The organism is Pedobacter sp. B4419 (genome assembly GCF_059693725.1).
On the sequence record NZ_JCASSL010000002.1, the window covers coordinates 2,085,374 to 2,097,464 of the forward strand.

Below are 12,091 nucleotides of genomic sequence, written 5' to 3' on the forward strand. Positions count from 1 at the left end.
AGGGGGTTTTTTTGTCAACTAATATAGTATTTATTTCTTCTGGGGCTGAAAAAAATGTACAGCAATTGGCGATATTTTGCAATATTTGAAAATGCTTAACAAGAAACTAGCAACACAAACATCTCAAAGTATATTTGCCGGGGCCATAGTTATAAATAGTCATAAATTCTGTAGATGAAGACAGTCGTTTTTGTTTTTTTGTTGATGCTGTTTGGAACGCAATACAGTTCGGCTGGGAAGCATTTTTCTCGTGTTGCAACAGTAGGTAATATCACTAATGCCAAAACATTGATCAACACCGAAGGCATGCAGCGGATAGATCCTTTAACTGCAACTTCGGTTAACGGCACCTTGAGGTTTAAGATTACCAGTTTGCCCGCCTCAACCGAGGGGGAATTGTATTACAATGATGGCATGACGTTAGTTGCTTTAAACGATATGCTGACTACCACCCAAGCCGCCGGCTTAAAATTTAGGCCTAATTTTAACTCGCCCAATTTGCCCTTTGTGGGTAAGGCAACATTCAAGTTTGCCGCAGTTGACAATAATGGCACTTCTGCCGCTGCAACCTACAGCATTAACGTGGTGGCTTCTGCTTTCGTCGATTCGGATAATGATGGGGTAAGCGATGATATAGATTTAGATGACGATAATGATGGCATTTATGATGAAGTAGAGTGGCCGCAGATAAACAGCAATGCATCTAGTGGTTCCTTTGGTACAATAAACAGCACAGAAAAGACCCGCGATTTGCCCACCCCTCCGGGCAATCCCTATAGTTATGGTGGTTCGGCGGTAAACTCATTAATGCCAGAAGCAGTGTATGTAGTAACGAGCCGTGCATGGTGTAATTCTATTCATACAGGCATTTGGAAAAACTTATCTGGGCATACTACTGGCGACGAGACTGATGCCTACTTGGCGGTAAACGGTTCTACATCATCGGGGGTGTTTTATAAAGAAGACTTAGCCCTAACGCCTAATACCTACAAATTGGCGGTGTGGGCAATCAGCGCATTTACTGGTGCAAGTACCAGCGAAGCCGGCAATATCGAGATTAGGCTTTACAGTGGCAATACCGTTATCGCTAGCTTTCAAACGGGTAAGCTATACCCTACAATGAAATCTACAGGAGCCGAAATTACAAGATCGGATTGGCAACAAGCAACAGGTTTGGTAACCATTAGCACTGCGGGTACTTACCGATTGGAAGTGAGCAACCTGTCATTGGCTGCCGATGGGAACGACTTTGCTATTGATGATGTTTCGGTTAGGCCCTTAATTAGTCCTGATACAGATGGCGACGGTATTCCTGATTATTTAGATACGGATAGCGACAATGATGGCTGTGCTGATGCAAACGAATATTATGGAAGTGCAACAGCAGCAGGCAGCGATGGCAGGTATGGCCCTATGCCAAGAACGGTTGACAGCGATGGAATGGTTGTGGGAGCTAGCTATAGTGGCAACTATGCCAATGTAGGCTCATCGGGAGCGTTTTCCTTTTTAAGCCTGCCAGCTAACCAGTTAGTTGATGTAGGGAGCAACACCAGTTTTTCGGTAAGCCTCAATAATACGGCCGCAACTGATGTTTATCAATGGCAGCAAAGTAGCGATAATGGAACTACCTGGACAAATTTAACTAATAACGGAACATACAGTGGAGCAACAGGCGCTCAGTTAACCATTACGGGTGTAAGCTTGGCCATTAACAATAATCGATACCGCGTGCTGGTAACAAAAACGAACAACATTTGTGGCAATTATAGCTCCTCAGCGCTGCTGGATATTAAGCCCTTGGCCACAAATGATGTGTTATGCTATACGCCAAGCAAAGCTCAAACCGTAAATATTTTAGCAAACGACAATACAGGCGATAGCCCAATTGCTTCAACAGTAGTGATTACTACTGCGGGTACAACAAATGCAGGCAAAACACTCGTAGTGGCCAATCAGGGAACTTGGCAAGTAGACAATACCACAGGAACGATATCTTTTACACCCAATAGCGGATATGCCGGCAATCCAACAGCAATTAGCTACACCGTTAAGGATAAAGAAAACAATGTGTCAAACGTAGCCACCATAACGCTAACGGCAACAGCCACGCCGCATGTAGCAACGCAAGGCAGTGCTGCCAAAAGCTTTTAAAATACTGCCCTTGCTATTTTTTGAGTCTGTTCTGGTCTGCCCATGGTGTAGAAATGGAGCACGGGAGCGCCAAATTCAATCAGCTCTTTGCATTGCTTGATCATAAATTCTGTTCCAATCTCTTTTACCTCGGCGGTTGATTTGGCATGTGATACCGCATCGCTCAAATCTTCAGGCAAATCAATGTGGAAGATCTTGGGCAAGGCCACCAATTGTTTGGCACTGCTGATGGGTTTCAGTCCTGGGATAATCGGTACGTTGATGCCATTCTCTCTGCACTTGTTTACAAAGTCGAAGTATTTTTGGTTATCGAAAAACATCTGGGTTACGATAAATTCGGCTCCCATATCTACCTTTTTCTTCAGGTATTTGAAATCGGCGTTCAAGTTCGGTGCTTCAAAATGCTTTTCGGGATAGCCCGCTACACCAATGCAGAAGTCGCTTTTAAAAGATTCCACATCTTCGTGCAGGAACTTGCCTTCGTTGTGGTTTTTAATATGCTGGATAAGGTCTGTTGCATAGCAATGGCCTCCAGGAGTAGGCGTAAAGGTAGAATCGGCCTGTCTGGCATCACCGCGAAGGGCCAATACGTTATCTATTCCCAAAAACTGAAGGTCGATCAATGCATTTTCGGTTTCTTCCTTGGTAAAACCGCCACAAATTAAATGAGGCACCGCATCAATCTTGTATTTGTTGATGATGGCCGCACAAATGGCAATGGTGCCTGGGCGCTTGCGGTACGAAACCTTTTGCAACAATCCGTTGTCGAGCTCCTTGTAAATGTAATCCTCCCTTAATGAAGTAACATCAATAAATGGCGGATTAAACTCCAATAAGGGATCAATGGCATCATAAACCCACTGGATGCTCTGTCCTTTGGTTGGAGGCAGCAATTCGAAAGAAAAAAGGGCTTTGCCTTTTGCGTTTTTAATATGTTCGGTGATCTTCATTCTTGTTGATAATCAGTTTTCGTTGGTTCGTCATTAGTTTTTAGTTGATGGTGTTGTAGTATCTAATAAAACCGTTGATTAATTTTCCTAAGTCTTCAATTTCTTCAAGACAGCTATTTAGCTGTTCATCAGTGATAAGAGATAAATCTTTAGAAATATAAATTTGAGTTTCTATTTCAAATAATGAACCTCTGGCAATCGATAAAAATTGTATCGTTTCTTTTTTATGTTGTCTGCCACATCCTTCTGCAATATTAGAGGGGATTGAAACTGCACATCTCCTTAGTTGGCTCGTTAATCCATACAACTCTTCTTTAGGAAATTTAGAAGTGAGCAAATAGACCTGCGAAGCAAATCCTCTTGCCTTTTTCCAAACGTCCAACTCTGTATACTTCTGATAACTCATGTATGAACAACTAACAACTAACAACTAACCAACTAACAACTATCCAACTAACAACTATCCAACTAACAACCCGTAACTAATAGGCCAAATTAGGCGCCAGCCACCTTTCCACCTCTTCTATCGGCATGTTTTTTCTTAGGGCGTATTCTTCCACTTGGTCTTTGGTAATTTTGCCCAATCCGAAATAGCGCGATTGCGGATGCGAGAAATAAAAACCACTTACCGCTGCAGCTGGATACATGGCGAAGCTCTCGGTTAGCCTTAATCCGATTTTGTTTTCGGCATCTAAAAGGTTAAATAAGGTTTCTTTTTCGGTATGGTCTGGACAAGCAGGGTAGCCTGGTGCCGGACGGATACCCGCATAAGCCTCTTTAATCAGTTCTTGGTTATCGAGATTTTCCTCTTTGGCATAGCCCCAATAATCTTTTCTTACCAGTTCGTGCATGCGCTCTGCAAAAGCTTCGGCCAAACGATCGGCCAAGGCCTTGGCCATAATGCTGTTGTAGTCATCATGGTTTTTCTCAAACTCTGCCACCAGTTCATCACAGCCGATGCCTGCTGTTACTGCAAAGCCACCAAAATAATCCTGCACGCCGCTGTCTTTTGGCGCAATAAAATCAGACAGGGCATAATACGGCTCGCCTGCAACTTTCTCTGTTTGCTGGCGCAACGTGTGAATAGTTATCAGTTTTGAGTTATCAGTTTTCAGGTGTGGGTCAGCTGCCAACTCTGAGCTGTCAACTGTCAACTGGATATCGTCTCCTACCGAATTGGCAGGCCAGAAACCAATTACGCCTTTGGCAGTGAGCAATTTTTCATCTAAAATGCGTTTGAGCAATACTTGGGCATCATCGAATAATTTTTGTGCCTCAACGCCAATTGTTTTATCATTGAATATTTTCGGGTAGCTTCCCCTTAATTCCCAGGTATGGAAAAACGGAGTCCAATCGATATAAGGCACCAGGTCGTCTAAAGGATAATCTTCAAAAACGCGGGTGCCCGTAAAAGTTGGGGCAGGAGCAACGGTATCCAAATCAATTTTGAATTGATCGGTACGTGCCTCTTCAATGTTTTTATAGCGTTTATCAGAACGTTTGTTCAAATGTGCCTCACGCGCTTTGTCGTATTCGGCCTTGATGCCGGCAATATAGTCGCCACGTGTTTCCTGGTTCATCAGGGTACTGCATACGGTTACGCTACGCGAAGCATCGAGTACGTGGATGGCGGGACCAGAATAATTAGGTGCAATTTTTACGGCAGCATGGATACGTGAAGTGGTAGCGCCACCCACAATTAACGGAATGGTAAAACCTTCGCGCTCCATTTCTTTGGCAAAGTGAACCATCTCATCCAACGAAGGGGTGATCAAGCCACTTAAGCCAATGATATCCGCATTGATTTCTCTGGCTTTTTTAATGATTTCCTGTGCAGGAACCATTACACCCATATCTACAATCTCAAAGTTATTACAAGCCAATACTACGCCTACAATATTTTTGCCGATATCGTGTACATCGCCTTTTACGGTAGCCATCAGTACTCTGCCGGCCGATGAGCTTTGGTTGCCATCAGGATTGGCCAATTTCTCGGCCTCGATATAAGGCAATAAAATGGCTACGGCTTTTTTCATTACCCTGGCCGATTTAACCACCTGAGGCAGGAACATTTTGCCTGCACCAAAAAGATCGCCTACGATGTTCATGCCATCCATTAGGGGGCCTTCGATTACGTGTAGGGGACGAGGGTATTTCAGCCTTGCCTCCTCCACATCTTCGTCAAGGTATTCGATAATGCCTTTTACCAAGGCATGCGATAATCTTTCTTCAACCGGAGCTTTGCGCCAGGTTTCATCTTTAACTATGGCCTTGCCTTTGTTTTTTACGGTTTCGGCAAAATCTACCAAACGTTCTGTGGCATCTGGTCTGCGGTTAAGCAATACATCTTCCACGCGCTCCAGCAATTCAGGCTCAATTTCTTGGTAAACTTCCAGCATTCCGGCGTTTACAATGCCCATGTCAAGTCCAGCTTTGATGGCATGGAACAGAAAGGCAGAGTGCATGGCTTCGCGAACCACGTTGTTGCCTCTAAAAGAGAAGGAAATGTTAGAAACCCCGCCGCTTACCTTGGCATAAGGCAGGTTTTCTTTGATCCAGCGGGTGGCGTTGATAAAATCGACGGCATAATTGTTATGCTCTTCCAAACCGGTGGCAACCGTTAAAATATTAGGGTCGAAAATGATATCCTGTGGTGGAAAACCTAATTCGTTGACTAGGATATCATAACTTCTTTTACAGATTTCAATTCTCCGCTCATAGTTGTCGGCCTGGCCCTGTTCATCAAAAGCCATTACCACGATAGCCGCACCATAGCGCATAATTTTGCGGGCACTTTCCTTAAACTTCTCTTCGCCTTCTTTTAGCGAAATAGAGTTAACGATGCCTTTGCCCTGCAAACATTTCAAGCCATTTTCAATTACCGACCACTTAGATGAATCGACCATGATGGGCAGTTTGGAAATATCGGGTTCAGAGGCAATCAGGTTGAGGAATTTGGTCATGGCTGCTTCCGAATCGAGCATGCCCTCGTCCATATTGATGTCGATCACCTGTGCGCCTCCATCTACCTGTTGGCGTGCCACGGTTAAGGCAGCTTCGTAATCGCCACCCAAAATGAGTTTAGAAAATTTGGGAGAACCCGTAATGTTGGTTCGCTCTCCTACGTTTACGAAAATGCTTTCGGGGGTGATGGTTACGGGTTCCAAACCGCTCAAACGCAGGTAAGGCTCAACCGTAGGAATTTGTCTCGGCTGAGATTTTCTTGCCTTTTCGGCAATGCAGCCAATGTGTTCTGGCGTAGTGCCACAACAGCCACCCACAATGTTTACGAAACCCGAGGTGATAAAATCATCAACCAGGTGCGCCGTTTCATGTGGCATTTCATCATAGGCTCCAAATTCGTTTGGCAAACCGGCATTAGGGTAGGCCGAAACATAACAAGTTGCCTTGGCAGCCAGTTCTTCAATGTGCGGACGCATTTCTTTGGCGCCCAAGGCACAGTTAAAGCCAACACTTAAAGGCTGGGCATGGCTGATGGAATTTAGAAAAGCCTCTGCCGTTTGGCCAGAAAGCGTTCTTCCAGAAGCATCGGTAATGGTTCCCGAAATCATGATTTCGAGCTTGCGGCCCACTACTTCTTCATATTGCTTAATAGCTGCAATAGCTACTTTGGCATTTAAGGTGTCGAATATGGTTTCGATGAGCAATAGGTCTGAACCACCGTCAACCAATCCTCTGATCTGCTCGTAGTAGGCATCATACAACTGGTCGAAGGTAATGGCCCTATAACCCGGATCGTTTACATCTGGAGAAAGGGAAAGCGTACGGTTGGTTGGACCAATGGCACCGGCTACAAAACATTGTCTGCCTGGGTTTTTGGCCATAAATTCCAGCACGGCTTCTTTGGCTACCCGGGCACCTTCAAAACTCAATTCGTAAGAAAGGTCTTCCATCTGGTAGTCGGCCATAGAAATACGTTGGGTACTGAAGGTATTGGTTTCGATGATATCGGCACCAGCCTGCAAATACTCAAGGTGAATGGCTTTGATGATATCCGGGCGCGTGATATTGAGCAAATCGTTATTGCCTTTTACATCACAAGGATGATTTGCAAAACGTTCGCCCCTAAAATCTTCTTCGCTTAGGATATAACGTTGTATCATCGTGCCCATGGCACCATCTATAATTAAGATCCTTTTCTCTAACTCTTCTCTAATGTTCATTAAGTATGGCGTATTGAGATATGGGTATAGCGCTTACCTAGAGAAATATCGCTTTACGCAATACGCTATACTCTAATCTAATGTTGGCTTATCTCGAAAAGTCGGGCTATATTTTGACTTTAACTTATCTTTTTCTGATTAACAGAATAGAATTTAGCACCTTGTCAGCACAGGTTGCTAAGACTTCGCAGGGTCTAATCCCTCCATCTTTCTTAATAAGCAGTACAAAAATGCAACAATGCAACATCAATTCCAAAAATATCGTGTCGAAACCAAATAAAATTACAAAGGCCATGCAAATGTGCATGGCCTTCGATATAATGTTTTGATTGTGGCGCTTATCTTCTGCCGCCGAAAATGCGCAACAGGTAAAGGAAAATGTTGATGAAATCGAGGTAAAGCGACAAAGCAGCCATAATGGCTAATTTCTTTGTGTCTGTTGCTACCATCTGATCGCCGTTTTCTTCAATGCCCATACCAATTCTTTTGATCTTTTGTACATCATAAGCTGTTAAGGCTGTAAATATCGCAATGCCGATAAAAGCCATTACCAAGCTAAACTGTTCGCTTTTGATGAACATGTTTAATATCCCTGCAATAAACAAACCAACTACGCCAATCATTAAGATCGGGCCGAACTTGCTAAGGTCTACGTCAGTGGTATAACCTAAAAAGGCCATTATACCGAAAATACCGGCTGCTGCCGCGAAGCAACTGATTACCGAAGCACTGGTGTAGATCAGCAAAATAAAGCTCAAGCTAACACCTAGCAATACAGAGAATAATACAAATACGGTTAATAACGCGCCATAAGAAAGCTTGTTAAAGCCGGCCCCCATTAAAATTACGAGACCAAGTGGCGCAAACATAGCAATATAGCCAAAAATAGTTCTTTGGCCTGTTTCAAAATTGATCAGGTAAGAAAGCGCTTCTGCAGAATTAGAAATAAATAAAGCGGCAAAAGTAGAAATAGCCAGTGCCACAAACATCCAAAGGAATACATTGGCAAAGAATTTTTTAGAGATCGATCGCTCTTGTACAAAGACCGATTTATCTTGGTATTGATAATTTTCTTGTTCCATTTTTTTAGTTGAAAATAATGTAGGTTAAAAATACGGTTTTAATTTAATCTTTTTGTCAAGAGTTCTTCCACTTTTTTGTAAAACTGTAGCGGTTTGAGCTTTCTCCAGTGCATTTCGTCCAGTTCGCCCCCAAAGTTGATGTAGTAGTCGATGCTGTGGTCGCGAAACTCGCGGATCACGTGCTGGCTGAAGTTGATGCCCGCAATCCATCCGTCTTCTACATCCTGAAACCACTCTTCGTAATAGCTATCGTCTGAGGCGTGGAAGTTCAGCACGTTTTCGCCCACCAGGATAAACTTGTCAATGCCTTCCTGGATCATGAGTTCTATGATTTCCCTTTTCAGCATCATGATGTCGTTGTGGATAGTATCGTTCCATTCGCCCATCATTTCAATAATGGCATAGCCCCTTTCATAATCGGCATACAGCACCTTGAGGTACAAGGTAGGCGAGCCAAAAGTATCCCACTGGGGGTGGATGAGGTAATTGTAAAGCTGCTTGTCGAAATAGAATTCGGAGTATTCGGTATTAAAAAACGGCGAACGCTCATCTTCTGCAGCGATGTAATCATCGCGCCATAAATAAAAGGGTTCTATCTCGTGCATAAAAAGATTTTAGTAGTGCGTATTGGGATATGCGTATTGCGTAACTGCCAACTGAAAACTAGCGCTTGCTGGCTTCAACTGCCTTGCGTACGCTTCCGTACTTGCTCAACAGATCGGCAGCCTGCTCGTGGCCAATGTGCAGTTCGTCCATCACCATTTGCGTGCCCCTGTCAACCAGTTTATGGTTAGTTAACTGCATATCTACCATTTTATTGCCCTTTACACGTCCTAAACGGATCATTACCGTAGTGCTGAGCATGTTCAATACCAGTTTTTGGGCTGTGCCCGATTTCATGCGGGTTGAGCCGGTTAAAAACTCCGGACCTACCACTACCTCAACCGGGAAGTCGGATTCGGCAACAATGGGGCCACCTTCGTTGCAAACAATGCAGCCTGTTAAGATGCCTTGCTGGCGAGCCGTATTTAAACCGCCCACTACGTAAGGAGTAGTACCCGAAGCAGCGAGGCCTACCAATGAATCCTTTTCGTTGATGTTGTATTCCTGCAAATCAATCCAGGCCTGTTTATCATCGTCTTCTGCAAATTCTACAGCCTTGCGGATGGCCGAATCGCCACCTGCAATAATGCCCACCACCTGATCAAAAGGTACGCCGAAGGTTGGCGGGCATTCAGAAGCGTCAACTACGCCCAAGCGGCCACTGGTGCCGGCGCCTATGTAAAATAGTCTTCCGCCGTTTTGCATTCTTTCGGCTACGGCTGTAGCTAGTTTTTCAATTTGGGGCAGGGCTTTCTCAACGGCAAGGGGAACTAGCTTATCTTCGTTATTAATGCCTTTCAAAATCTCTAAAACCGACATTTGGTCAATGTCGTGGTATTTAGATTCTTGTTCGGTTACTCTCTTCATTGGGGTCATTTGATGTAAAGGTCGTTAATTTTCAAATTAACAGGAAATATTTGCGTAAATCCATGCAATTTTAGAGAGAAGATTACGCCCCTGCAAATATTTGCCCGAAAATATTCAAAAAACTAAATGAATTAGCCTTTGTTATTTCAATAAAGCGCTAATTTTCATAACTTTGTGCTACGCTATAGGATGAAAAAGAACACCCGTTTTAATGTACTTATTGCCCTTACCTATTCAGTTACCTTAATAGGCGGAATGTATTTGGGCTTTAAATTTTTAAAAGACCAAGGGTTTCAGGTGCAAAAAGACCAGCGTTATGCCGACAATAACGCCCAAAAAGTAGAAGATATCATCCATATCATCAACAAAAACTATGTTGATGAGGTAAATGCCGATAGCCTGCAGCACCTGCCGATAGACAGCTTGCTGCATCAGCTCGATCCGCACAGCAGCTATTTGCCACCCACCAAAGCCTATGAACTGGCCGAAACCCTAGAAGGAAATTTCGAGGGCATTGGCGTAGAATATTACATCCTCAACGATACGCTTTTGGTTACCAGCGTGCTCAATAACGGACCTGCTTTTATGGCCGGCATTAGGCAAGGCGATAAAATCCTGAAAGTAGACAGTACCAATGTGAGCGGCCATGCTTTGCCACGTTCAGAAATGATGGGCAGGATTAGGGGCAAAAAAGGTACGCCTGTTCAAATCACCTTGCTGCACCAGGGCAATCCGGTTCCGGCCATGCTCACCATTAAAAGGGGCAAGGTAGAAGTAAGCAGCATCGATGCCGCCTACATGCTGAACAACGATGCCGCCTATATCCGCATCAGTAAGTTTGGAGCCAATACCGACGAAGATTTTGTGAATGCCATCCGTGCGCTGAAAGCCAAAGGCATGAAAAAACTGGTACTCGATTTAAGAGATAATGGCGGAGGTTATTTAAATGCAGCAACAGGACTGGCCAATCAGTTTTTACAGGAAAACAAGCTGATCGTATATACAGAAGGCAAGCATGAGCCCCGTACTGATTATTTTGCCACAGGTGGCGGAGAGTTTGAGCAGGGTAAGTTGGCTGTATTGATCAATGAAAATTCGGCTTCGGCCAGCGAAATTTTCGCAGGAGCCATGCAAGACCTTGATCGTGGCGTAATTATTGGGCGCCGTTCGTTTGGCAAAGGATTGGTACAAGAGCAATTCGCTTTTGAAGACGGTTCGGCACTTAACCTGACCATTGCCCGATATTATACGCCATTGGGGCGCAGTATCCAAAAATCATACAAAAAAGGTTATGCCGCTTATCAGCATGAGCTTGAAGATCGATATAACGATGGCGAGCTGACTGCCAAAAGCACTAAGCTGAAAGACAGTGTGCAAAAAGTAAATGCCTATGTAACCCCAAGTGGCAAAAAGGTATTTGGTGGTGGCGGCATACAGCCAGATGTTTATGTAAAGCTAGATACCACCGGCTACAACAAATTTTATGGCACCTTGGTACAGAAAAAAGTACTGATCGATTTTGTGTTCGATGTACTGGCCGATCGTTATACGCCAAGTTATTTGTCGCAGAACCTGAATGTGTTTACCATTAACGATGCCGATTATAAAGACCTGCTCAAGTATATCCAATCTAAAAATATAACCATAGATCCCAAACAGTTGCTGATGGCTAAGCCTATTATCTATAACGATTTAAAGGTAATGCTTTGTAAGTACCACCTGGGCGATATCGGCTACTATAAGGCACATAACCTTACCGATAATGTGGTGAAACAAGCCTTGGTTAGTTTGCAATAGTTTATTGGGTTTTCACCACCTTAGAAACCTAAGAGCATTTTAGCTCAACACATAAAACATGAGAGCATGGGTCTGATTGCACTATTTACGAAGCGTGATAAGCAACTTGCATGTTCCGTTTTGGAATGGGTAAGACGAATGACGAAAGCTATTCTTTTCTTTGCCGTGCCAGACAATCGATCTGATAACTGTCTAAAGATAGATCCTTCACTGCGTTCTGGATGACAAATGAAAGCTGGTCGGGAAATGCATTCCCGACTTTCCTAACTGGGGATTTGCAATCCGCCTCTAGCTTAGTTTGGTCATTCCGAGCGCAACGAGATCTAGCCTAAGTATAGGTCTTTCACTGCGTTCTGGATCACAAATCAATTCCATTTTCCATCTTCCCTCTTCCATAAAAAATACTTCTTCCTCTTTTTGCGAAAATTCTATGTCCTTTGCGGTTCACCTGTTTCAA

The 12,091-nt window shown here is 43.9% G+C and carries 8 protein-coding genes and 1 riboswitch; of the genes, 2 read left to right on the forward strand and 6 right to left on the reverse strand.

The genetic code is table 11. The annotated features are described in order from the left end of the window. Nucleotides 1–174 precede the first annotated feature (174 nt). A complete protein-coding gene (locus AC570H_RS20555; RefSeq protein WP_497358428.1) occupies nucleotides 175–2,151 on the forward strand; it encodes an Ig-like domain-containing protein in 1,977 nt (658 codons plus the stop codon). Here the strand turns inward: AC570H_RS20555 and metF are convergent. The 6 genes from metF to murQ all read right to left on the reverse strand — a co-directional run bounded on the left by metF (nucleotide 2,148) and on the right by murQ (nucleotide 9,837). After that, nucleotides 2,148–3,101: a methylenetetrahydrofolate reductase [NAD(P)H] gene (metF, locus tag AC570H_RS20560; protein ID WP_497358431.1), complete on the reverse strand. Its 954-nt coding sequence runs from the start codon at nucleotides 3,099–3,101 to the stop codon at nucleotides 2,148–2,150. The two genes, AC570H_RS20555 and metF, sit on opposite strands and share 4 nt — an antisense overlap. A 40-nt stretch (nucleotides 3,102–3,141) precedes the next feature. Further along, nucleotides 3,142–3,507: a four helix bundle protein gene (locus AC570H_RS20565; RefSeq protein ID WP_497358433.1), complete on the reverse strand. Its 366-nt coding sequence runs from the start codon at nucleotides 3,505–3,507 to the stop codon at nucleotides 3,142–3,144. Nucleotides 3,508–3,583: 76 nt separating this feature from the next. After that, the gene (gene metH, locus AC570H_RS20570) at nucleotides 3,584–7,285 is read right to left on the reverse strand and encodes a methionine synthase (RefSeq protein WP_497358435.1); all 3,702 of its coding nucleotides are present in this window, start codon (nucleotides 7,283–7,285) and stop codon (nucleotides 3,584–3,586) included. A gap of 121 nt (nucleotides 7,286–7,406) precedes the next feature. Further along, nucleotides 7,407–7,507, reverse strand: a riboswitch (SAM riboswitch). A 116-nt stretch (nucleotides 7,508–7,623) separates the two neighbouring features. Beyond that, nucleotides 7,624–8,367, reverse strand: coding sequence for a Bax inhibitor-1/YccA family protein (locus AC570H_RS20575; RefSeq protein ID WP_497358437.1), 744 nt, complete (start codon nucleotides 8,365–8,367; stop codon nucleotides 7,624–7,626). 38 nt (nucleotides 8,368–8,405) lie between these two features. Then, nucleotides 8,406–8,972 (reverse strand): hypothetical protein, encoded by a 567-nt coding sequence (locus AC570H_RS20580; RefSeq protein WP_497358440.1) that lies wholly within the window; start codon nucleotides 8,970–8,972, stop codon nucleotides 8,406–8,408. A gap of 58 nt (nucleotides 8,973–9,030) precedes the next feature. Beyond that, nucleotides 9,031–9,837 (reverse strand): N-acetylmuramic acid 6-phosphate etherase, encoded by an 807-nt coding sequence (gene murQ / locus AC570H_RS20585; RefSeq protein WP_497358442.1) that lies wholly within the window; start codon nucleotides 9,835–9,837, stop codon nucleotides 9,031–9,033. Nucleotides 9,838–10,026: 189 nt separating this feature from the next. Here murQ and AC570H_RS20590 point away from each other — a divergent pair, with 189 nt between their 5' ends. Next, nucleotides 10,027–11,634, forward strand: a complete 1,608-nt coding sequence (locus AC570H_RS20590; RefSeq protein ID WP_497358444.1) for a S41 family peptidase — start codon at nucleotides 10,027–10,029, stop codon at nucleotides 11,632–11,634. Nucleotides 11,635–12,091: the final 457 nt, after the last annotated feature.

Coding starts and splice junctions, on each gene's coding strand:
- AC570H_RS20555 (WP_497358428.1), top strand. CDS start 175: ATGAAGACAGTCGTTTTTGTTTTTTTGTTGATGCTGTTTGGAACGCAA.
- metF (WP_497358431.1), bottom strand. CDS start 3,101: ATGAAGATCACCGAACATATTAAAAACGCAAAAGGCAAAGCCCTTTTT.
- AC570H_RS20565 (WP_497358433.1), bottom strand. CDS start 3,507: ATGAGTTATCAGAAGTATACAGAGTTGGACGTTTGGAAAAAGGCAAGA.
- metH (WP_497358435.1), bottom strand. CDS start 7,285: ATGAACATTAGAGAAGAGTTAGAGAAAAGGATCTTAATTATAGATGGT.
- AC570H_RS20575 (WP_497358437.1), bottom strand. CDS start 8,367: ATGGAACAAGAAAATTATCAATACCAAGATAAATCGGTCTTTGTACAA.
- AC570H_RS20580 (WP_497358440.1), bottom strand. CDS start 8,972: ATGCACGAGATAGAACCCTTTTATTTATGGCGCGATGATTACATCGCT.
- murQ (WP_497358442.1), bottom strand. CDS start 9,837: ATGAAGAGAGTAACCGAACAAGAATCTAAATACCACGACATTGACCAA.
- AC570H_RS20590 (WP_497358444.1), top strand. CDS start 10,027: ATGAAAAAGAACACCCGTTTTAATGTACTTATTGCCCTTACCTATTCA.